The 21,625-nt window shown below is 71.6% G+C and carries 22 protein-coding genes; 6 read left to right on the top strand and 16 right to left on the bottom strand.

Features of this window, described 5'->3' with window-relative positions:
- The first annotated feature begins 151 nt into the window (after nt 1–151).
- From ABT171_RS06150 to ABT171_RS06135, 4 genes are all read left to right on the top strand, one after another.
- On the top strand, nt 152–892 hold the full coding sequence (locus ABT171_RS06150) for an ABC transporter ATP-binding protein (RefSeq protein ID WP_351240303.1): 741 nt from the start codon (nt 152–154) through the stop codon (nt 890–892).
- A complete protein-coding gene (locus ABT171_RS06145; RefSeq protein WP_351240301.1) occupies nt 874–2,223 on the top strand; it encodes a hypothetical protein in 1,350 nt (449 codons plus the stop codon). Before ABT171_RS06150 ends, ABT171_RS06145 begins: the two co-directional genes overlap by 19 nt.
- A gap of 110 nt (nt 2,224–2,333) precedes the next feature.
- Nucleotides 2,334–2,747: a VOC family protein gene (locus ABT171_RS06140; RefSeq protein WP_351240299.1), complete on the top strand. Its 414-nt coding sequence runs from the start codon at nt 2,334–2,336 to the stop codon at nt 2,745–2,747.
- A 185-nt stretch (nt 2,748–2,932) separates the two neighbouring features.
- Nucleotides 2,933–3,625 carry an LAETG motif-containing sortase-dependent surface protein gene (locus tag ABT171_RS06135; protein WP_351240297.1) on the top strand — a complete coding sequence of 231 codons (693 nt, stop codon included), beginning with the start codon at nt 2,933–2,935 and terminating at the stop codon, nt 3,623–3,625.
- A gap of 77 nt (nt 3,626–3,702) precedes the next feature.
- On the opposite strand, the gene ABT171_RS06130 is transcribed toward ABT171_RS06135, so the two are convergent.
- The 5 genes from ABT171_RS06130 to rlmN form a co-directional block, all read right to left on the bottom strand.
- Nucleotides 3,703–4,503: a maleylpyruvate isomerase N-terminal domain-containing protein gene (locus tag ABT171_RS06130; protein WP_351240295.1), complete on the bottom strand. Its 801-nt coding sequence runs from the start codon at nt 4,501–4,503 to the stop codon at nt 3,703–3,705.
- Nucleotides 4,504–4,512: 9 nt separating this feature from the next.
- The gene (locus ABT171_RS06125) at nt 4,513–5,547 is read right to left on the bottom strand and encodes an ABC transporter ATP-binding protein (RefSeq protein ID WP_351240293.1); all 1,035 of its coding nucleotides are present in this window, start codon (nt 5,545–5,547) and stop codon (nt 4,513–4,515) included.
- A gap of 58 nt (nt 5,548–5,605) precedes the next feature.
- Nucleotides 5,606–7,207 carry an ABC transporter permease gene (locus ABT171_RS06120; RefSeq protein WP_351240291.1) on the bottom strand — a complete coding sequence of 534 codons (1,602 nt, stop codon included), beginning with the start codon at nt 7,205–7,207 and terminating at the stop codon, nt 5,606–5,608.
- A gap of 47 nt (nt 7,208–7,254) precedes the next feature.
- Nucleotides 7,255–8,331, bottom strand: coding sequence for a thiamine ABC transporter substrate-binding protein (locus ABT171_RS06115; protein WP_351240289.1), 1,077 nt, complete (start codon nt 8,329–8,331; stop codon nt 7,255–7,257).
- 213 nt (nt 8,332–8,544) lie between these two features.
- Nucleotides 8,545–9,651, bottom strand: coding sequence for a dual-specificity RNA methyltransferase RlmN (gene rlmN / locus ABT171_RS06110; protein ID WP_351240287.1), 1,107 nt, complete (start codon nt 9,649–9,651; stop codon nt 8,545–8,547).
- Nucleotides 9,652–9,806: 155 nt separating this feature from the next.
- On the opposite strand from rlmN, the gene ABT171_RS06105 reads away from it, so the two are divergent.
- Nucleotides 9,807–10,466 carry a YceI family protein gene (locus ABT171_RS06105; RefSeq protein WP_351240285.1) on the top strand — a complete coding sequence of 220 codons (660 nt, stop codon included), beginning with the start codon at nt 9,807–9,809 and terminating at the stop codon, nt 10,464–10,466.
- A gap of 92 nt (nt 10,467–10,558) precedes the next feature.
- Here the strand turns inward: ABT171_RS06105 and ABT171_RS06100 are convergent, their stop codons facing one another.
- The 5 genes from ABT171_RS06100 to rpsB all read right to left on the bottom strand — a co-directional run bounded on the left by ABT171_RS06100 (nt 10,559) and on the right by rpsB (nt 15,301).
- On the bottom strand, nt 10,559–11,698 hold the full coding sequence (locus ABT171_RS06100) for a phosphatidate cytidylyltransferase (protein ID WP_351240283.1): 1,140 nt from the start codon (nt 11,696–11,698) through the stop codon (nt 10,559–10,561).
- The gene (frr, locus tag ABT171_RS06095; protein ID WP_014675285.1) at nt 11,698–12,255 is read right to left on the bottom strand and encodes a ribosome recycling factor; all 558 of its coding nucleotides are present in this window, start codon (nt 12,253–12,255) and stop codon (nt 11,698–11,700) included. The genes ABT171_RS06100 and frr overlap by 1 nt, the downstream gene beginning before the upstream one ends.
- Before the next feature lie 176 nt (nt 12,256–12,431).
- A complete protein-coding gene (pyrH, locus tag ABT171_RS06090) occupies nt 12,432–13,190 on the bottom strand; it encodes a UMP kinase (protein WP_031167360.1) in 759 nt (252 codons plus the stop codon).
- Between the two features lie 227 nt (nt 13,191–13,417).
- A complete protein-coding gene (gene tsf, locus ABT171_RS06085) occupies nt 13,418–14,254 on the bottom strand; it encodes a translation elongation factor Ts (RefSeq protein ID WP_351240281.1) in 837 nt (278 codons plus the stop codon).
- A 183-nt stretch (nt 14,255–14,437) separates the two neighbouring features.
- A complete protein-coding gene (rpsB, locus tag ABT171_RS06080; RefSeq protein WP_351240279.1) occupies nt 14,438–15,301 on the bottom strand; it encodes a 30S ribosomal protein S2 in 864 nt (287 codons plus the stop codon).
- A gap of 284 nt (nt 15,302–15,585) precedes the next feature.
- Here rpsB and ABT171_RS06075 point away from each other — a divergent pair, with 284 nt between their 5' ends.
- Entirely contained in the window at nt 15,586–16,155 is a 570-nt protein-coding gene (locus ABT171_RS06075; RefSeq protein WP_351240277.1) for a peptidoglycan DD-metalloendopeptidase family protein, read from the top strand.
- 83 nt (nt 16,156–16,238) lie between these two features.
- Here the strand turns inward: ABT171_RS06075 and ABT171_RS06070 are convergent, their stop codons facing one another.
- The 6 genes from ABT171_RS06070 to ABT171_RS06045 form a co-directional block, all read right to left on the bottom strand.
- Nucleotides 16,239–16,796: a TetR/AcrR family transcriptional regulator gene (locus tag ABT171_RS06070; protein ID WP_351240508.1), complete on the bottom strand. Its 558-nt coding sequence runs from the start codon at nt 16,794–16,796 to the stop codon at nt 16,239–16,241.
- A 63-nt stretch (nt 16,797–16,859) separates the two neighbouring features.
- Nucleotides 16,860–17,702 carry an RNA polymerase sigma factor WhiG gene (gene whiG / locus ABT171_RS06065; RefSeq protein WP_351240275.1) on the bottom strand — a complete coding sequence of 281 codons (843 nt, stop codon included), beginning with the start codon at nt 17,700–17,702 and terminating at the stop codon, nt 16,860–16,862.
- A gap of 320 nt (nt 17,703–18,022) precedes the next feature.
- Nucleotides 18,023–19,183, bottom strand: coding sequence for a DNA-processing protein DprA (gene dprA, locus ABT171_RS06060; protein ID WP_351240273.1), 1,161 nt, complete (start codon nt 19,181–19,183; stop codon nt 18,023–18,025).
- Nucleotides 19,180–20,805: a YifB family Mg chelatase-like AAA ATPase gene (locus tag ABT171_RS06055; RefSeq protein ID WP_351240271.1), complete on the bottom strand. Its 1,626-nt coding sequence runs from the start codon at nt 20,803–20,805 to the stop codon at nt 19,180–19,182. Before ABT171_RS06055 ends, dprA begins: the two co-directional genes overlap by 4 nt.
- 2 nt (nt 20,806–20,807) lie before the next feature.
- A complete protein-coding gene (locus ABT171_RS06050; protein ID WP_351240269.1) occupies nt 20,808–21,173 on the bottom strand; it encodes a YraN family protein in 366 nt (121 codons plus the stop codon).
- A gap of 88 nt (nt 21,174–21,261) precedes the next feature.
- A complete protein-coding gene (locus tag ABT171_RS06045) occupies nt 21,262–21,570 on the bottom strand; it encodes a DUF2469 domain-containing protein (RefSeq protein ID WP_003965949.1) in 309 nt (102 codons plus the stop codon).
- Between the last annotated feature and the right edge of the window lie 55 nt (nt 21,571–21,625).

The raw sequence follows: 21,625 nt of genomic DNA, 5'->3' as shown, positions 1-21,625 counted from the left end.
TCGAGTGGGAACGGCGGCCCGGGGCCGTGTGCTGTCCGGGCTGCCGCAGGGGACCTGTCCTAGCGTTCCAGTGACCGATCGGCCCAGCCTTCGTTCCCCCGCACGAGGGACCGAGGCAGGGAAAACGGATCAGGAACCGAGGTGTACGCGCATGGAGGCCCCGCCGGACAACGACGTGCTCTGGGCACGCTCGCTGCACTTCAGGTACCCGGACGGGTCGCCGGGGCTCGCCGGGGTCGCGCTCGCCGTGCGCGAGGGCGAGATCGTCGCCGTCACCGGCCCGCGGGGCAGCGGCAAGACCACTCTGCTGCGCTGTCTGTCCGGTCTGCTGCCGGTGCGGCACGGCGAGGTGTGGTTCAACAGCACGCCCCTGCACACCCTCGGCCCGATGCGCCGGGAGCGGCTGCGCCGGGACCGCTTCGGCTGGATCGACTCCGCGCCCGTCCTGGTCCCCGAGCTGAACGCCTGGGAGAACGTCGCGCTCCCGCTGATGCTGCGCGGTGCCGGCCGCCGCAGGGCCAAGGTCGCCGCCCTGGAGTGGCTGGAACGGCTCGACGTGGGGGAGAAGGCCCGCAACCGCCCGCACGCACTCCACCAGGCCGAACGCCAGCGGGTCTCGATCGCCCGGGCGCTGGCCGCGGCCCCCATGATCCTGTTCGCCGACGAGCCGACGGCGCCGCTGCACCGCGCCGACCGCATCCAGGCCCTGCGCACCCTCATCTCGGCCGCCCGCTCGCACGGCATCACCGTGGTCCTCGCCACGCACGACCCCGAGACCGCCGCCCTCGCCGACCGCGCCGTGGGCCTGCTGGACGGCCGCAGCGTGCGCACCGTACACCTGCCGGAGGCACCCGACACGGAGGGCCGCGCCGCGTGGTCGCTCTCCGTCTGAGCCGTGCGGGACGCCCCGCCGTCCAGCTGCGCCGTCTGCTGGTGGCCGCGGCCTCGGCGGGCACCGGCTTCCTGCTCCTGTCCTGCCTCGGCTACGCCCTGAACCACCCCGAGTCCGCGGACGCCGCCACGCTGCGCCTGGCCTGGTGCGCGGTACCGCTCGCCGCCACGGTGTACCTGGCGCTCGCCGTCGCCCGCACCGACCCCGGCACCCGGCCACGCCCCGGCCTGTCCGCGGTGGGCCTCGGCCCGGGGCGCCTGATGGCCGTCTCCGCCCTGACGACGGCCCTGTCCTGCGCCCTGGGCTCGCTGCTGGCGCTGCTGGCCTTCCTCCACCTGCGCGGCGACCTGACGGGCCTGCCCTTCGACGGCGCCGCGGCGGACGTCCTGGCGGCGGAACGGCCGCTCCCCGCCCCCGCGACCCTGACCCTGCTGGCGCTGCCCCCCGCCCTCGCGTCGGCGACGGTGGCCCTGGCCCTGCGCCCGCAGGACCCGCACCCCGCCACCCCGGCCCACCACCGGTACGGCCGCTTCGGGGCGTACGGCTCGATGGCCCGGGAGACGTTCGGCTCGTACGCACGGTTCGGCGGACGGTTCGGCCGGCGGAACGCAGGCGACGGCGAGCGCCCCGGTGCTCGGCCCGCGGGCCGTCGTGCCGCCGGGGCGGCTCCCGCCCCCGCGCCGGCCGGCACCCCGCCGGCGCCGGTCGGCGCGACCGGCCCCGAGCCCCCGGACCCGGACTGGACCGACCTCGGCACACAGCCCCCCAGGGACGCGCCCGCCGGCTTCCCGTGGGGCGTCGCCCTGCTCGCCACCGGCCTGACCGCCCAGGCGTACGCCGACCGGTCGGCCCTCGCCGTGCTCACTGGCTGGCTCCTCACCGCGACCGGCCTCGTCCTCGCCTCCCCCGGCCTCACCCACCTGTGCGGCCGCCTCCTCCAGTCCACCCGCCCCGGCGCCCTCCGCCTCCTGGCCGGCCGGGTCCTCATGACGGAGGCCACCCGCATCGGCCGCCCCCTGGGCGTCGTCTGCGCGGTCGCCGCCGCCGGCCTCGCCGGGACCACCCCGGCCACCGGCTCGGCGCCGGCGTTCGGCCCCCTGACCACCTTCGGCACCCTGTTCGTCGCCGGCTGCGCGGTCGCCACCCTCCTCACCGCGGCCGTGGAGACCCGCCAGTGCCGGGCCGGCACGACCGCCGCGCTGCTCCGCCTCGGCGCTCCGGCCTCGATGCTGCGCGCGGCCGCGGCCCTCCGCGCGGCGGCCCTGCTGGCGGTCTTCGGCCCGCTCACGCTCGGCGTCGCCGCCCTGGCGGCGCTCCCCGTGACCCGCTGAGCGGCCCGCCGCAAAAAAATCTCCTGCGGCCGATGAGTTCCGCCGGGGCACGGGGTCTACCCCTCCGAACACGCTGAACCCCACGCGCGAACCACGGAAGCGAGAACCTCATGTCCCAGCAGATGATCTTCGTGAACCTGCCCGTGAACGACCTCGACGCCTCGAAGAAGTTCTTCACGGAGCTCGGCTACACGATCAACCCGCAGTTCAGCGATGAGAAGGCCGCCTCCGTGGTGATCAGCGACACGATCTTCGTGATGCTGCTCACCAAGCCGTTCTACGCGACCTTCACCAAGAAGGAGATCGCCGACGCGACCACGACCAGCGAGGTGCTGGTCTGTCTGAGCGCCGAGAGCCGCGAGAAGGTCGACGAGCTGGTCGACAAGGCGATCGCGGCGGGCGGCACGGCGAGCGGCCCGACCCAGGACCACGGGTTCATGTACGGCCGCGCCTTCGACGACCTCGACGGCCACACCTGGGAGGTCATGTGGATGGACCCGGCCGCGGTCGAGGGCCAGGGCTGAACCGGGATCAAACGTAGCGGCGATTAATAAGCGGGTAAAGCCAACTGCCCTGGGCGGCATATGCATTGACACTGCTTACGGAGCGCTTATAGACCTGTGAGCCTCCTGGGGGTGCTGGGGCCTCACCTCGTCTGTAGCTCCAACTCCCTCACAGCCCCCCGCAGTTGCACCTGTAAAGGACAAACGTGTCCATAACTCGCCGCAGTGCACGCCGTTCCGTGCGCATCCTGGGTGTCGCCTCCGCCTCGGCCGCCGTGGTGCTGGGTCTGTCCAGCTCCGCGCTCGCGTGCACCATCAGTGACTTCAAGGCCGAAGCCAAGTGCGACGGCGACAAGGGCGTCATCGTCGTCACCGACACCGACGTCTCCCGTACCCCCGCCACCATCTCGGTGTTCCTCAAGAACAACGGTGGCGTCGAGACCAAGGTGGGCGAGCAGAAGGTCAAGGGCTCGGCTCTGGGCACTCCGGTCAGCTTCCCGGACGACTGGAAGCCGAGCGCGACGTACCGCGTGCACGTCACGGCCGCCAACAAGAGCGTGGACGAGGACATCCAGCCCGACCTGGTGACCCCGTCCACCGCCTGCAAGAGCGCGAGCCCGACCCCGACGCCGCCGGCCGGGACGCCGAAGCCGACCCCGTCGAAGTCCGCCCCGGCCGAGTCGGCGACCCCGACTCCGTCGGCCTCCGAGTCCAGCTCCGCCCCGGCGTCCGTGCCGAGCAACGCGCCGTCCCCGGCAGCCGGTGACTCGAACCTCGCCGAGACCGGTGCCAGCTCCAACACCGGCCTGATCGCCGGCATCGCGGGCGCGCTGGTCGTCGTCGGCGGTGCCGCGGTCTTCTTCGGCATGCGCCGTCGTGGAACGCGCGGCAACGGCTGACGCCTCGCCCTCCGTACACCGCCGCGGCCCGTCCTCCTGTCCCCAGGGGACGGGCCGCGGTCGTCTCTCCGTCCGGCTCAGCCGAAGGTCGCCCGCTGAAGCCAGGACTCCAGCACCTCGCGCTCGCCGAGGACTTCGAGGCCGGGGCCGTCCAGCGGCAGCCGCCGGTAGAAGGCCAGCAGCACGGAGGTGAGCGGGCCGCGCAGCGCGACCGTGGCCTTCTCGTGGCCGCGCCGCCAGCGCACGCCCTCCGCGCCGAACTCCACCAGCCACTCGGCGTTCAGCGCCGGGTCGGCGTCGGTGGCATGGAGGTGGATGGAGCGGGTGGGGCCGTCCAGGCGCAAAGCCTCTTCATGGCCCCGGACCCGCTGGAGGAAGACGCCGAAGTCCAGCCACTCGTCCATCGTGTCGACGGCGACCTCAGGTGACAGTTCGTAGCCGAGCCCGGCGGCGAGGGCCGCGTCGGCCCGGTGGACGGTGATCTCATGGGTCATCCGGCGGGCCCAGAACCCGGAGACGGACCGCTCCGGGACGAAGCTCCACACCGCGGTGTCCGGCCCGGCCTCGCGCAGGGTCGCGACGACCAGCTCGCCGGACCGGGCCAGCCACTTGTCGAGCGCCGCCGCGTCGCCCCGCTCCTCGGGCCCGGCACCGAGCGGCACCTGGTCGTAGGGGACCCTCTCCTGAGCCCGGGTGCGCACCAGGGTCTCCACCCACCGCAGGGCGCCGCCCATATGCCGTACGAGGTCTTCCAGCGACCAGTCGGGGCAGGTCGGCACGGTCGCGGACAGATCGGCACCGGAGGCCACCACGGCCCTCAACTGCTCGGTCTGACGGGAGATCTCATCGCAGTAGCGATCATGGGAGAGCACAGTCATGCCTTCACCCTAGGCCTCCGATGACGAGCCGAGCACGACGGTTTCGGCCGCGTCGAACTCCACGCCCACCGCGTCCCCGACCTCCGGCGCCTCCCGCAGCGCGCAGGCCGCCTCCAGGCGCGGCCCGTCCTCGGGCTGGAGGTGGACGGCGACATGGGTGCCCTTGAAGGTGCGGGCGGTCACCGCGCAGGGCAGACCGGTGTCGGGCGCCACGAGCCGTACCCCGGCGGGCCGGACCAGCAGGCTGCGGGCGCCCTGCGGGGAGCCCTCGGGCACCGGCAGCTTGCCCCAGGGGCTGTCGGCGGCCGTCCCCGCGACGGTCGCCGGGACCACGTTGTCGAAGCCGAGGAAGCGGGCCACGAACGCGTCGGCGGGCCGCTGCCACACCTCAAGCGGCGTGCCGGACTGCGCGATCCGCCCGTCCCGCATCACCACCACCCGGTCGGCCAGCGCGAACGCCTCGCCCTGGTCGTGGGTCACGGCGAGCACCGTGGTGCCCAACCGGCCGAACAGCTCCCGCAGTTCGACCACCAGCCGCTCCCTGAGCGAGCGGTCGAGCTGGCCGAGCGGCTCGTCCAGCATGAGCAGCCGGGGCCGGGGCGCGAGCGCCCGGGCCAGGGCCACGCGCTGCTGCTCACCGCCGGACAGCGAGGCCACGGCCCGCCGGGCGGCCCCGGGCAGCCCGACCAGCTCCAGCAACTCGCCCACCCCGGCGTCCCGTTCACGCTTCGCCACGCCGTGCATGCGCGGCCCGAAGGCCACGTTCGCGCCGACGTCCCGCTGCGGGAAGAGCTGGTGGTCCTGGAACATCAGGCCGACACCCCGCTTGTGCGCGGGCACGCCCGACTGGTCACGGCCGTCGAGCAGCACCCGTCCGCCGGAGAGGGGCTGGAGCCCGGCGACCACGCGCAGCAGGGTCGACTTGCCGCTGCCGCTGGGGCCCAGCACACACACCACCTCGTGCTCGGCGACGTCCAGGTCGACCGCGTCGAGCACGGCCCGCCCGCCGAAGCGGACGGTCGCGGCATCGAGGCTCAGCAGCATCGGGCACCCACCCGTCCGGTCAGCGGCATCAGAACTCCCCCCTCGGGCTCAGCAGCATCTAGAACTCCCCCGTCCGGTCGGTGCGCAGCCGCTCCAGAACCAGCAGCGCGGCGGCGCACACCACCATCAGAATCGTCGAAAGGGCCATCGCCTGGCCGTAGTTGAGGTCTCCGGGGCGGCTGAGCAGCCGGGCCACGGCGACCGGGAGGGTCGGGTTGTCGGGCCGGGCGATGAACACCGTCGCCCCGAACTCGCCGAGCGAGACGGCGAACGCGAACCCGGCCGCGACCAGCAGCGCCCGTCGCACCAGCGGCAGGTCCACCTCCCGCCACACCCGCCACGGCGAGGCCCCGAGCACCGCGGCGGCCTCCCGCAGCCGTACGTCCACCGCGCGCAGCACCGGCAGCATGGTCCGTACGACGAAGGGGGCGCCGACCAGCGCCTGGGCGAGCGGGACGAGCATCCAGGACTGTCTGAGGTCCAGCGGCGGCTTGTCGAGGGCGATCAGGAAACCGAAGCCCACGGTCACGGCGGACACGCCGAGCGGCAGCATCAGCAGCGCGTCGAAGCCGCGCACCAGCCGCCCGGCATCCCTGCGGGCCAGCGCGGCGGCGGCGAGACCTCCGATCAGGACGGCGACGGCGGTGGCGGCGACGGCGTACTGCAGCGACGTCCACACCGCGTGCACCGGCGCCACCAGGAACGTACCGCCGTCGGCGTTCGTGAGCGCCCGGTAGTAGCCGAAGCCCGGCGCGTCCAGGGAGCGCTGGACGAGGACGGCGAGCGGCAGCACCAGGAGCAGCGCGATGGTGGCGAGGACGCCGGCGAGCAGCGCCCACTGCCCGGCGCCGCGCGGCCGGCGGGCGGTCGCCTTCGGGTCGACGAGCCGCAGGGCGGCCTCCCGGCGCCGTACCGTCCAGGCGTGCACGACGAGGATCGCGCCGACGGCGGCGAACTGGACGAGCGTGAGGACGGCGGCCGTGGAGAGATCGAAGAACTCGGAGGTCTGCCGGTAGATCTCCACTTCGATGGTGGAGAAGGTCGGGCCGCCCAGGATCTGGACGACGCCGAAGGAGGTGAAGGTGAACAGGAACACCATCAGCGCGGCGGCGGCCACGGCGGGCGCGAGCGCGGGCAGCGTCACCTTCCGCCAGGCGTGCCACCCGGACGCGCCCAGCATCCGGGCCGCCTCCTCCTGCCGGGGGTCGAGCTGGGACCACAGCCCGCCGACGGTCCGTACGACGACCGCGTAGTTGAAGAAGACGTGGGCCAGCAGGATCGCCCACACCGTGGTGTCCAGCCGTACGCCCCACAGCTCGTCCAGCAGCCCGCCGTGCCCGACGAGGGCGAGGAACGCGCTGCCGGCGACGACGGTCGGCAGCACGAACGGCACCGTGACCACGGCCCGCAGCAGCTGCTTGCCCGGAAAGTCCAGGCGGGCGAAGACATACGCGGCCGGCAGCGCGAACAGCAGGGTGAGGGCCGTGGAGGCGAGCGCCTGCCAGGTGGTGAACCACAGCACCTGCCGGATGTCCGGCTGCGTGACCACGTCCGCGAGCCGGCCGAACCGCCAGGCGCCGTCCGCCTTCAGCCCGCGCGCGACGATCGCGGCGACGGGCCAGGCGAAGAACAGCGCGAAGAACGCGACGGGCAGGGCCATGAGCCCGAGCCGCGCCGCGCTCCCGCGCCAGTCCCTCGTGCGGGGGACTACTTCACTACGAGCGAGGTCCACGACTTGACCCACTGGTCACGGTTGGCGGCGATCTTGCCGGGCGCCATGCTCTCGGGATGCGGGGCGGCCTTGCCGTACTCGGTGAACTCGGCGGGGACCTTCGCGCCCTGCACCACCGGGTAGACGTACATGTTCAGCGGCATGTCCTCCTGGAACTCCCTGGAGACCAGGAAGTCGATGAACGCCTTGGCGCCCTTGGGGTTCTTCGCGTTGCCGAGCAGTCCGGCGAACTCGATCTGCCGGAAGCAGGTGCCGTACGCCACCCCGGTCGGGGCGGTGCTGGGCCGCTTCTTGGCGTAGATCACCTCGGCGGGCGGCGAGGAGGCGTACGACACGACGAGCGGCCGGTCACCGCCGGCCTTCTTGCCCTGCGACGAACCCGAGAACTCCTGGTAGTAGGCCTGGTCCCAGCCGTCGACGACCTTGACGCCGTTGGCCTTCAGCTTCTTCCAGTAGCCCTGCCAGCCGTTGTCCCCGAACTGGGCCGCGCTGCCGAGCAGGAACCCGAGGCCGGGCGAGGAGGTGGCGGCGTTCTCGGTGACGAGGAGGTTCTTGTACGCGGGCTTGGTGAGGTCGGCGAAGGACTGGGGCGGGGTGAGGTGGTGGTCGGCGAAGTACTTCTTGTCGTAGTTGACGCAGATGTCGCCGTAGTCGACCGGCGTGACCCGGTGCTTGTCCCGGTCGAGCTGGTACTGGGCACCGACCTTGTCCAGGCCCTTGGCGGTGTACGGCTGGAAGAGGCCGTTGTCGAGGGCGCGGGACAGCAGCGTGTTGTCGACGCCGAAGAAGACGTCGCCCTGCGGGTTGTCCTTGGTCAGGATGGCCTTGTTGACGGCCTGCCCGGCGTCGCCGTCCTGGAGGTTGCGGACCTTGTACCCGGTCTGCCGCTCGAAGTCCTTGAGCACGCTCTTGGACACGGCCCACGCGTTGTGGCTGACGAGCGTCACCGTCCTGGAGTCCGCGGACGACGTGGTGCCGCCGCCGGAACCGCACGCGGACAGCGTGATCAGGCCGAGCCCGACCGCCACGGCCACGAAGGTCTTGTTCTGCACTGGATGTCCTCCTGGGGTTGGCCAGGAAGAGACGCGGCCCTGCCCGGGCTCCGCTGGGGAGACCCGGGCAGGGCGCAACAGCTTGAGTGATGACCGAACTCCCTACCCAGAATGACCTGGGCGAGGTTCAGAGGGTCTGCGGCCCTGTCCGCCGCACTCTCAGCGCTGTGGCGCTCCCCTGTCGGAATATGAAGATATGTGGACCCGGCCAGATTACCGCTCGGTGGCCGCCAGCTGACCACAGGCTCCGTCGATCTCCTGACCACGGGTGTCCCGGACGGTGACGGGCACACCATGCGCGGCGATGGCCTCCACGAACGCCTTCTCGTCCTCCGGCCGGGAGGCGGTCCACTTCGACCCCGGCGTCGGGTTCAGCGGAATGAGATTGACGTGCACGGGCTTGCCCTTGAGCAGCCGGCCGAGCCGGTCACCGCGCCACGCCTGGTCGTTGATGTCCCGGATCAGCGCGTACTCGATGGACAGCCGGCGCCCGCTCTTCTCGGCGTACTCGAACCCGGCGTCCAGCACCTCGCGCACCTTCCACCGCGTGTTCACGGGGACGAGGGTGTCGCGCAGTTCGTCGTCGGGGGCGTGCAGGGAGATCGCGAGCCGGCACTTGAAGCCCTCGTCGGCGAACCGGTGGATGGCCGGCACGAGCCCGACGGTGGACACGGTGATCCCGCGCTGCGACAGCCCCAGCCCGTCCGGGGCGGGATCGGTCAGCGCCCGGATCGCGCCCACGACGCGCTTGTAGTTGGCGAGCGGCTCACCCATGCCCATGAAGACGATGTTGGAGAGCCGGGCAGGGCCCCCGGGCACTTCCCCGTCCCTCAGCGCCCGCATTCCGTCGACGATCTGGTGGACGATCTCGGCGGTGGACAGGTTCCGGTCCAGCCCCGCCTGCCCGGTCGCGCAGAACGGGCAGTTCATCCCACACCCCGCCTGCGAGCTGATGCACATGGTGACCCGGTCGGGGTACCGCATCAGCACGGACTCGACGAGGGTGCCGTCGAACAGCCGCCACAGCGTCTTGCGGGTCGTCCCCTGGTCGGTGGACAGATGCCGTACGACGGTCATCAGCTCCGGGAACAGCGCTTCCCGCAGCCTGTCGCGCGACCCGGCGGGGATGTCGGTCCACTGCTCCGGGTCGTGCGCGTACCGCGCGAAGTAGTGCTGCGAGAGCTGCTTGGCACGGAACGGCTTCTCACCGATCTCGGCCACCGCGTCCTTGCGCTCGGCGGGCGTGAGGTCGGCGAGATGCCGCGGCGGCTTCTTGGCTCCGCGCGGGGCGACGAAAGTGAGTTCTCCGGGCTTAGGCATGGCCTTACCAGTGTCGCAGATCCAAACGGGTGGCCCCGCTGTGCGTGAGTGACGGCCCGGGTGCGGGAGGTGAGCTGTGAAGTTCTGCTGACGAACGGTCGGGTTTCCTGGTCGGGCCTTGTCCCGCCCCCTGGCCTGCCGTAACCACATGAACCATGAACCTTTTCGGCCGCACCTCCTTCCAGCGGCGCGCGCAGCCGTCCCCCGCCCCCGCGACGACCGCCGCCCCGGTGGCCAGAGCCACCGCCGTACTGCCCGATCCCGGACTGGTGGGCCTCACCGGCGAGTGGCTGATCGATCCCGCGCACAGCAGGATCGGGTTCTCCGTGCGGCACGCGATGGTGACGACGGTGCGGGGCTCCTTCGCGGAGTACGAGAGCCGTCTGTACTTCGACGGACGCGACCCGGCCCGCTCCCGGGCCGACATCGTGCTGTACACCGCCAGCGTCGACACCGGTGTCGAGCAGCGCGACGCCCATGTGGTCGGCCGCCAGTTCCTGGACTCGGCGACGTACCCGCGGATGACCTTCACGAGCACCGCCGTGCGGCTCGCCGGCAAGGACGTCTACCTCATGACCGGCGACCTCACCATCAAGGACACCACCCGGCCCGTCGTCCTGGAGCTGACCTACATCGGCCATGTGACGGACGCGTTCGGTGACGAGCGGGTCGGCTTCGACGGCACCACCACCATCAACCGCTCCGACTGGGGCCTTTCCTACGACGCGAGGCTGGCCCAGGGCGGCTCCATGGTGAGCGAGAAGGTCCGCCTCCAGTTCGACATCGCTGCCATCCGCGCCACGCCGTCGGCCTGAGAGTCCGAAGACCCTGACCCTGCCGTACGCGACGGGCCCCCGCCCTGCACCAGGACGGGGGCCCGTGAGCCGTACGGCGTGAGACGCACGTCCTACGCGGAGCCGACGAACAGCACCATCAGGAGCCAGACCACCGGGGCCGTCGGCAGGAGGGAGTCCAGGCGGTCCATGATGCCGCCGTGGCCGGGGAGCAGGGTGCCCATGTCCTTGATCCCCAGGTCCCGTTTGATCATGGACTCGCCGAGGTCGCCCAGCGTGGCGCTGGCCGCGACCGAGAGGCCCAGCAGCAGGCCCTGCCACCAGCTGCCGTGGTCGATCAGGAACTGCATGCACAGCGCGCCCGCCACCATCGCGAACAGCACCGCGCCGAGCAGGCCCTCGCGGGTCTTGCCGGGGCTGATGCGCGGGGCCAGCTTGTGTCTGCCGAACCGCCAGCCGACCGCGTACGCGCCGGTGTCGCTGACGACCGTCAGGAGGAGGAAGGTCAGGACGCGCCACGGCCCGTCCCCGGCCGTCAGCATCATGGCGACGAACGTGGCCAGGAACGGCACGTAGAAGGCGGCGAAGACGCCCGCCGTGACGTCCTTGAGATAGCCCTCCGGCGACTCCGTCATGCGCCAGACCAGGGCGGCCAGCGCCGTGAGGGCCATGGCGACCCATGCTCCCTCGGCGCCACGGACGTACCCGGCGACGACCATCGCCGCACCGCCGACCGCGAGCGGCACCAGCGGAGCCTTGATGCCCTTGCGCTCCCGCAGCCTGCTGGTCAGCTCCCACAGGCCGACGACCACGGCGACCGCGATGACGCCGACGAACGCGGGCTTCCAGACGAACAGGGAGGCGATGATGACCACCCCGAGCCCGACGCCGACCCCTATGGCCGCGCTGAGGTCACGGCCCGCGCTCTTCTTCTGCGGCGCTGGCGCCGGCTGGTGGGCGTCGGGCATGGGCTCCGGATTCTGGTTCTCGGCCGGGACGGTCCGGGTCGGGGCGGGCTCGGAGCGGAACTCGTCCTGGAACAGGGAGCCGCTCACCCGAGCGGCCCTCCGGTTGTCGGCTCCGCCCTGGGCGGATTCGTCGGGCACGATGGGCATGGGGCGAGTGTGCTGCGCCTCAGGCGCATCGTACGCGGGACCCGCCGGGGCGGCCCCCTGGACAGGCCCACCCTCGGTGGGCCCCCAGTAGCGGGCCGGCCCCGCCGGTGGCGGCGCCCCCCAGGAAGAGTCGCTCATCAGACTTCGAGCAGCTCCGCTTCCTTGTGCTTGAGGAGCTCGTCGACCTGGGCGACGTACTTCGCCGTGGTGTCGTCCAGCTCCTTCTCCGCACGGCGGCCCTCGTCCTCGCCGACCTCGCCGTCCTTGATCAGCTTGTCGATGGCGTCCTTGGCCTTGCGGCGCACCGAGCGGATCGAGACCTTCGCGTCCTCGCCCTTGCCCTTGGCGACCTTGATGTACTCGCGGCGGCGCTCCTCGGTCAGCTCGGGGAACACCACCCGGATGATGTTGCCGTCGTTGCTGGGGTTGACGCCCAGGTCGGAGTCCCGGATCGCCTGCTCGATGTTGCGCAGCGCGCTCTTGTCGAACGGCGTCACGACCGCCATGCGCGGCTCCGGCACGGAGAACGAGGCCAGCTGGTTGATCGGCGTCGGGGCACCGTAGTAGTCGGCCACGATCTTGTTGAACATCGCCGGGTGCGCACGGCCGGTGCGGATCGCGGCGAAGTCCTCCTTGGCGACCACGACGGCCTTCTCCATCTTCTCCTCGGCTTCGAGGAGGGTCTCTTCGATCACCACTTGCTCCTGCGTGTCTTGAGTAAGGCCCGGCTGCGGTTCCTGAAGTCGGTCGGCGGCCGGCTGCGTCGCGTCTTCTTCCTGCACGGTTCCCGACCGGCAGGACATTGTCCATCCCCCGGCCGATGTCCGGCCCCTTTACGGGGCCGCGCACCACCGGCCGGGTTGATCCCGGGTCAGTCCCGGCTGCCCTGGTCACCCACCAGGGTGCCGATCTTCTCACCCTTGACGGCGCGGGCGATATTGCCCTCCGCGAGAAGCTCGAAGACGAGGATCGGGAGCTTGTTGTCGCGGCACAGCGTGATGGCGGTGGCGTCGGCGACCTTGAGGTCGCGGGTGATGACCTCGCCGTAGCCGAGGGCGTCGAACTTGACGGCGTCCGGGTTGGTCTTGGGGTCGGAGTCGTAGACCCCGTCCACACCGTTCTTGCCCATGAGCAGTGCCTCGGCGTCGATCTCCAGGGCGCGCTGGGCGGCGGTGGTGTCGGTGGAGAAGTACGGCATGCCCATTCCGGCGCCGAAGATGACCACGCGGCCCTTCTCCAGGTGGCGCACGGCGCGCAGCGGGATGTACGGCTCGGCGACCTGCCCCATGGTGATGGCGGTCTGCACCCGGCTGTCGATGCCCTCCTTCTCCAGGAAGTCCTGGAGGGCGAGGCAGTTCATCACGGTGCCGAGCATGCCCATGTAGTCGGAGCGGGCGCGGTCCATGCCGCGCTGCTGGAGTTCGGCGCCGCGGAAGAAGTTGCCGCCGCCGATGACGACCGCGATCTCGGCGCCGTCCCGGACGACGGCCGCGATCTCGCGGGCGATCTTGTGCACCACGTCCGGGTCCACGCCCAGGCCCCCGCCACCGGAGAAGGCCTCTCCGGACAGCTTCAGCAGAAACCGGCCGCGTACTTTGCCGTCGTCGCTCTTCTGGGCCTTGGTGGTCATGGGGATCCCGCCTCTTTCACGTGTTGCACATACGAAGAAGACCATTGCCGGTGGGGTCGCTTTTCGCTCCCATGCGCGGCAATGGCCTCCTCGTCAGATCTGCTGCCGTCCGCCGCACGCCGGGGTGTGGCGGTGTGCGCGGACGACTGCTTACGACCCTATCGGGATTCCTCCCGGGATTGTTCCCGGAATCTCCCCGTGGGTCGTGCGTCGATCGCGGTACGGACTCAGATGCCGACCTTGATGCGCGAGAAGCGCTTCAGGGTGACACCGGCCTCGTCCAGCACCTTCTGGACCGACTTCTTGTTGTCGAGCGCGTACGGCTGGCCGAGCAGCGTGGCGTCCTTGAAGAAGCCGTTGAGGCGACCCTCGACGATCTTGGCGATCGCGGCCTCGGGCTTGCCCTCGGCGCGGGTGGTCTCCTCGGCGATACGACGCTCGGACTCGACGACGTCGGCCGGCACGTCCTCCTTGGAGAGGTACTTCGGCGCGAAGGCGGCGATGTGCTGGGCGACGCCCTTGGCGACCTCGGCGTTCGGCTTGTCCAGCTCGACCAGGACACCGATCTGCGGGGGCAGGTCGGGCATGGTGCGGTGCATGTAGGCGAGCACGAAGCCGTCGGAGAACTGCGCGAAGCGGTCCAGGACGATCTTCTCGCCGAGGTTGGCGTTGGCCTCGTCGACGAACGCCTGGACGGTCTTGCCGGCCTCGATCTCGGAGGCGAGCAGGGCCTCCAGGTCGGCCGGGTTCGTCTTGGCGACGTGCTCGGCGATGGCGTTGGCCACGGCCTGGAACTTCTCGCCCTTGGCGACGAAGTCCGTCTCGCACTTCAGCTCGACGATGACGCCGGAGGAGTTGTCGTCGGCGATGATGGAGACCACGGCGCCGTTCTCGGCGGAGCGGCCCTCGCGCTTGGCGACGCCCTTCTGGCCCTTGATGCGCAGCGCCTCGACGGCCTTCTCGACGTTGCCCTCGGCCTCGTCCAGCGCCTTCTTGCAGTCCATCATGCCGGCGCCGGTGAGCTCACGGAGCTTCTTGACGTCGGCGGCGGTGTAGTTCGCCATGAGTCTGTGAGTCTTTCTCGAAGTCTGGAGATCTTCAGATCAGCACGGAGTGCGCTCCACATGTGAACGCGGACCGCGTACGGCGCGCCGACCTACGGGTGAACAGCGGGGGCGGACTTCACCGCGCCATAGGCGCGGTGGGATGCGGTACCGCCCCCGCCGTCGAACGCTGACGGACCGGCGTCAGGCCTGCTCGCCCTCGGCGGCCTGCTCGCCCTCGGCCGGAGCGGCCTCGGCAGCGGGGGCAGCCTCGGCGGCCGGCGCCTCGTCCTTCTTCTCACCCTCCAGCAGGTCGCGCTCCCACTCGGCGAGCGGCTCGCCCGCGGCCTTCTCGCCCTTGTCACCGGCGGCCACGCCGGAACGGGCGATGAGGCCCTCGGCGACGGCGTCGGCGATCACACGGGTGAGCAGGGTGACGGAGCGGATCGCGTCGTCGTTGCCCGGGATCTTGTAGTCGACCTCGTCGGGGTCGCAGTTGGTGTCGAGGATCGCGACGACCGGGATGTTCAGCTTCCGGGCCTCGCCGACGGCGATGTGCTCCTTCTTGGTGTCCACGATCCAGACGGCGCTGGGCACCTTCTGCATCTCGCGGATACCACCGAGGGTCTTCTCCAGCTTGGCCTTCTCGCGCGAGAGCACGAGAAGCTCCTTCTTGGTCAGACCGGACGCGGCGACGTCCTCGAAGTCGATCTGCTCCAGCTCCTTGAGGCGCTGCAGACGCTTGTAGACGGTCGAGAAGTTGGTGAGCATGCCGCCCAGCCAGCGCTGGTTGACGTAGGGCATGCCGACGCGGGTGGCCTGCTCGGCGATGGCCTCCTGCGCCTGCTTCTTGGTGCCGACGAACATGACCGTGCCGCCGTGGGCGACGGTCTCCTTGACGAACTCGTAGGCGCGGTCGATGTACGACAGCGACTGGAGCAGGTCGATGATGTAGATGCCGTTGCGCTCGGTGAAGATGAAGCGCTTCATCTTCGGGTTCCAGCGACGGGTCTGGTGACCGAAGTGGACGCCGCTCTCCAGCAGCTCCCGCATCGTGACGACGGCCATGGCCGTTTCTCCTTGTTGTTCTCGGTTGTGCCGCGCCCGCCGGACGGCGGCCGCGCCTGACGCCCGCGATGCGCCTTGCCGCGAGGGACCGAGGGGCGCTGACAGGGACCGTTGCCGGCCGCCGTGTCGGGGCGTGCGAAGTCGACCCGGTGACCCGGATCGCCAGAAGAAGTGTACGGGACCGCCGGGGCACCGGGTGACGCCGCTGTCCACAACCGGGCGGTGGTCCACAGGCTCCGGCCATGATCGGCGGGGTGCGGCACGGTGGTCGCATGCGACGAGCGATGCGATACGTGTCTGTGTGGGCGGTTCTGCTACTGGGCCTGCCGGTGGCGGTGCTCACCCCGCTGGCCTGGGCGGATCCCCCTCCCCCGGCGCCCGCCACGCCCCCCGCGCCCCCGGTCCCGGCCGTCGCGCGCACCTGGCCGGTGGGCGTACACCCGTTGGTGTTACGCGGCTGGGAGCCTCCGGCGACGGTGTACGGCCCCGGACACCGTGGCGTGGACCTGTCGGCGCCGGCCGGGTCCCCGGTGCGCGCGGTCGCCCCGGGCCGGGTCTCCTTCGCGGGCCGGGTGGCGGGGAGCGGGGTGATCTCGGTCGACCTGACGGGCACGGACCTCCGCACGACGTACGAGCCGGTGACTCCGTCGGTACGGAAAGGGGACGAGGTGGGGGCCGGGGAGGTGGTGGGCACGGTGGAGCCGGTGGTCTCCCACTGCGCCGCCGCCTGCGTGCACTGGGGCCTGCTGCGGGGGAAGGCCTACCTGAACCCGCTGTCGTTGCTACCGCCCTGGCTGCTGCACCGCGGGCCACCGCGACTGCTGCCGGTGCTGGGGGTACCGCTGCCGGGGTGACCGAGGCCGTTGTCCGGCCGCGGCCGGTGGGGCTGATCGCGCGGCTCCCGCGTCCCCCCGGGGCGCTTGCGCGGCGGCCGGGGTCAGCCCTGCACACCCCGCAGCACCATCGCCACGGCCGCATCCGTCACCACGGAGGGATCCTCGGCGACACCGAGCTCAACGCGCCGCACCGCCGCGTCCACAACCCCCTGCAGCAGCATCGCCGCCAGCCGAGGCTGCGCATGCCCCATCTGCCCGAGCGCCTCGGCGATCATCCCGACCAGCTCCCCGTGCGCCGCCCGGATCTTCTCCCGCGCCCCGGCGTCCAGCTCACTCGCGGAGATGGCGACGACCGCCCGGTGCCGCCGGTCCCCGACCAGCGCCAGCTGCTGCCGCACATACGCCTCGACCTTGCCCTCGGCGGACTCGGCCCGCTCCATCGCGGCGGCCACCTCGGCCGCCCACAACGGAAAGTCGACCTCGCACAGCTCCTCGACCACGGCGGCCCGCGACCGGAAGTACTCGTACACGGATGACCGCGCCAGCCCCGTCCGCTCGGCCAGCGCGGGAAAGGTCAGCGCTTCGGTTCCGCCCTCGGACAAGAGGGAGCGAGCCGCGTCCAGCAGGGCGGCTCGCTGCATCGACCGGTGCTCGGCCACGGAGGCCGCTCGAATCCTTGGCACGTCAACCACTTTACGGACGCCCCCACCCGAACGGGAGCCTCAACGCCCGAAGCTCGCCAGCTTGGCCCGCAGCTGCAGCACCGACTTGGTGTGGATCTGGCTGACCCGGCTCTCGGTGACTCCGAGCACATTGCCGATCTCGGCGAGGGTGAGCCCCTCGTAGTAGTACAGCGTGACCACGGTCTTCTCCCGTTCGGGCAGCGTGTTGATCGCCCGCGCGAGAAACCTCCGCAGTTCCCGGTCCTCGGCCACCTCGACCGGATTGTCCGCGGCGGTGTCCTCCAGCGTGTCCATGAGGCTGAGCCGGTCCCCGCCCTCGCTGCCGGCGTGCAGCAGCTCCTCCAGCGCGACCACGTTGGCCAGCGACAGCTGGCTGAACACGGCATGCAGCTCATCGACCTCCATGCCCAGTTCCGCCGCGACCTCGCCTTCGGTCGGGGTGCGCCGCAGCCGGGCCTCCAGGGTGGCGTAGGCCCGCTCCACGTTCCGCGCCTTCTGCCGCACCGACCGCGGGATCCAGTCGAGCGCCCGCAGCTCGTCGATCATCGCGCCCCGGATCCGGGTGATCGCGTAGGTCTCGAACTTGATCTCCCGGTCGATGTCGAACTTCTCGATCGCGTCGATCAGCCCGAAGACACCCGAGGAGACGAAGTCGGCCTGCTCCACATTGGGCGGCAGTCCGACACTCACGCGTCCCGCGACGTATTTCACGAGCGGGGAGTAGTGCAGGATCAGCTGCTCCCGCAGCCGGTCGTCCCCCGTCGCCTTGTACGACCGCCACAGCTCGTCGAGCGTCGAGGGAGCGGGCGGCCGCACGCTGCCACCGTCGCGGGCGGCTGGGGGGATCGCCGCCCGGTCGGACCCGGAGGTGTGCTGGGGCATTCGTCGCCTAGTGCCGTTCTGCCGTGAAGTGCTGTGAAGTGCTGTGAAGTGGAAGGGGTGGGATGGGCTGGGGTGAGGTGGGCTGCCTGGGTGAGCTGTCGGTCCGGTGTCGAGTTGGCGGGATCTGGGTGCCGCCTTCGTGAGCGTAGCGTGACTGAGCTGTCGCGGTGTGCGAACAACGAGGCACCACCCGTGCGCGGGGCGCTCCCGCCGGTCTCGCGCGCGCCTGGCGCAGCTCGCTCTGTGTGACCGGCCGGGGCGCCAACTCCGGGAAACTTCAAGGGCGTCGGGGGTTCCCCCGGACGGCCGAACACGTTCGGTCAGCACGGACCGTGACCGGTGCGGACCGACATCACCGCCTGGCGTGTCAACTTCCAGCCGTCGCCGTGTCGTTCGACGTAGCCAAGTGCTCGGAGTTCGTACAACCTCGCGATCGCCTCGTCCCGCGTGGTCGGCGTGCCGAGCGCGATCTCCTCGACGGTGGCCGCGCGGTTGCCCGGCAGGGCGGCGAGGACGGCCCGGACGGCGGGTTCCAGCAGGTCACGTGGGAGGACGGGGCCCCGGCGGGTCGGTGCCAGCTCTCCCATGTCACCCACGAGTTCCACGATTTCCGCGGCATCGGTGACCAGCGTGGCCTCGCCGCGCAGCAGTTCGTGCACACCGGCGGAGAGTGCGCTGGTGACGGGGCCGGGCACGCCCATGGTGAACCGTCCGAGGCGCCCCGCGGCCCGCGCGGTGGCCAGCGAGCCGCTGCGGGCGGCGGCCTCCACGACCACGGTTCCCCTGGTCAGCGCGGCGATGACGCGGTTGCGCAGGATGAACCGGCTCGGCGTCGGATGATCCCCCGGCGGCAACTCACCGACCACCAGTCCCTGTTCCGCGATCCGGCCGATGAGCGCGGCGTGGCCGCGGGGGTAGGGCCGGTCGACGCCGCAGGCCAGCACGGCGGCGGTGGCTCCGCGGGCGGCGAGGGCGCCCCGGTGGGCGGCACCGTCGATGCCGTACGCGCCGCCCGAGATCACGACCCAGCCGCGCTCGGCGAGTCCTGCGGCGAGGGTGGCGGCCATATGGGTGCCGTACTCGGTGCAGGCGCGTGCCCCGACCACGGCCACCGATCTGAGCGCCCACATCCGCAGACTGGGCCGGCCGCGCACCCACAGCCCGATGGGGCGGGCGTCCCCGAGATCGTCGAGCTGCCGGGGCCACTCCGCGTCGTGGGGGCCCACGAACCGCGCCCCGGCGGCCCGCGCCACCGCGAGATCCCGCTCCGGCTCGGCCCGCCGGGCCCGCGCGGCCAGCCCGGCCCACCGCACCTCACTCACCCCCGGCAAGGCCCGCTTTCCCGCCCGCAGCCGCCGCACCACCTCCCCCACCCCGAACTCCCGGACCCACCGCCCGCCCACCTCGTCCCCCGGCTCCACGACCCGGCAGAGGAAGACCCGCCCGAGCAGCTCGTCTGCCGGGTCCTCGTCCGTGGTCATGTCAGTGCCCCGATGGCCATCGGCACCCCTCGGGGGACTCCGGTGCGCAGTTGCAGGGCCAGGGCGACGTCGGTCGCGTCCGGACGGTCGTGCCCGACGAGGTCGGCGACGGTCCAGGCGACGCGCAGGACACGGTCGATCCCGCGGGCGGTGAGCACGCCTCGCTCCAGGTTGCGCTCGGCCTCGTCCATCGCACCGGCGACGGGGTGGTAGCGGCTGCGCAGCTCCCGCCCCGGCACCTCGCTGTTGGTGAGCCACGGGGTTCCGGCCAGGCGGGCCGCCGCCCGCTCGCGGGCCTGCCGCACCCGCTCGGCCACGGTCGCCGTGGACTCGCCGCGGGCCGCGGGTTCGGTGAGCTGGGCGCGCGTGACCGGGTCGACCTCGACCCGCAGGTCCACCCGGTCCAGCAGGGGACCGGAGAGCCGGGACTGGTAGCGGCGGATGGCAGACGGCGGGCACTCGCACAGGGAGTCGCGTTGCGAGAAGCGCCCGCAGGGGCAGGGGTTGGCCGCCAGCACCATGAGGAAGCGTGCCGGGAACCGGACGACGCCCGCGCTGCGTGCGATCACCACGTGTCCGGACTCCAGCGGCTGCCGCAGGGCGTCGAGGGTCTGGCTGTGGAACTCGGGCGCCTCGTCCAGGAACAGCACGCCCCGGTGGGCGAGGGAGACCGCGCCGGGCCGGGCGATGCCGGGGCCCCCGCCGACGAGTGACTGCATCGTGGCCGAGTGGTGCGGGGCGCAGTAGGGCGCGACGTCGATGAGCGGCTTGCCCGGCGGCAGCAGTCCGGCCACCGAGTGCACGGCCGTGACCTCCAGTGACTCCGCCCTGGTGAGCCGGGGAAGGACGGCGGGCAGCCGCTCGGCGAGCATGGTCTTGCCCGCGCCGGGCGGCCCTTCCAGGAACAGGTGGTGTCCGCCGGCGGCGGCCACTTCCACGGCTGTGCGGGCCGAGGTCTGGCCGACGACGTCCGCCAGGTCGTGATCATGGTCGTGCTGAGCGGCGCCGCCGCTGTGCATGCCGGTGGCCGCGCCCGTGCCGGGCATGCGCAGCCCGGCCAGCAGGGGGTCGGGGCGCCCGTGCTCGTCGGGTTCCTCGTCGGGGACGGGCTCGTCGGTGAGGACGGCGATGAGCTGCCGCAGACTGCGGACGCCGAGCACGGACACTCCGGGGACCAGCGAGGCCTCGGCGGCGGCGCACTCGGGTACGACCACTTGTTCGTAGCCCGCGTCGGCCGCGGCGAGGACGGCGGGCAGGATGCCGCGGACCGGCCGGACCCGGCCGTCCAGGCCCAGTTCCCCGATCATGACGATGTCCGCGAGGACGCGCGGATCGATCCGTTCGGCGGCGCCGAGCACCGCGCAGGCGACGGCGAGATCGAAGCCGGAGCCGGCTTTGGGAACCGACGCGGGGCTGAGTCCGACGGTGAGCTTCTTCTGCGGCCACTCGGCGCCCGAGTTCACCACCGCGGCCCTGACCCTGTCGCGGCTTTCCGTCAGGCTCTTGTCCGGCAGGCCGACCAGGGTGAAGGCGGCGACGCCGGGTTCCAGGTCGGCCTGGACCTCGACGACGACTCCCTCGACGCCGACGAGGGCCACGGAGCACGTGCGGGCGAATCCCATTCTCAGGCCACCCCCCGCGCGTGCTCGACGGACGGGGCGCCCCGGTGCGGCAGCAGGACGCCGACCAGGTCGATGCGGACGCCGCCCGGCGGGGCTCCGCCATGGGCCTGGATCCAGTGCTCGGCCAGCTCGCGCAGCCTGGCCGCCTTCTCCGGGGTCACCGCGGCCATCGGGTGTTCATAGCCGCCGCCCCTGCGGGTCTTCACCTCGCAGACGACCAGGACATCTCCGTCCCTGGCCACGATGTCGATCTCGCCGGACCTGCCGGAACGCCAGTTGCGCTCCAGGATCGTCATGCCGGCTCCGGCGAGTCGCCGGGCGGCCAGGTCTTCGCCGTACCTGCCGAGTCCGTTGCGTGCCTTGTTCATGTCGGCACCACCTCCGGCGCCAACGGTCACGCATCCCGGCCTCAGTTGTTGATCTTGGTGCGCTACTCGGCGGTTGTGGAAAACCCCGTCACCCGCCCGGCAGCTCCAGGTCGCTCTTGTTCAGCTCCTCGATGTTCACGTCCTTGAACGTGAGGACCCGGACCTGCTTCACGAAGCGGGCCGGCCGGTACATGTCCCAGACCCAGGCATCGGCCATCGACACCTCGAAGAACACCTCGCCCTGGACCGAGTGCACCTGCATCTCGTAGTCGTTGGTGAGATAGAAGCGCCGTTCGGTCTCGATCACGTATTTGAACAGACCGACGACATCTCGGTACTCCCGGTAGAGCTTCAGCTCCATCTCGGTCTCGTACTTTTCGAGGTCCTCGGCGCTCATGGCATGTTCCCCTTCAGCCGTGCGATCCCCCCATTGTGCGCCAGTCCGACGGGCC

Origin of the sequence: Streptomyces sp. NPDC001851 (assembly GCF_040297165.1) — a bacterium.
In the GTDB taxonomy this organism is placed as follows: domain Bacteria; phylum Actinomycetota; class Actinomycetes; order Streptomycetales; family Streptomycetaceae; genus Streptomyces.
Note: the sequence above shows the minus strand (reverse complement) of the source record. Positions and strands in the feature narration are given on the sequence as shown.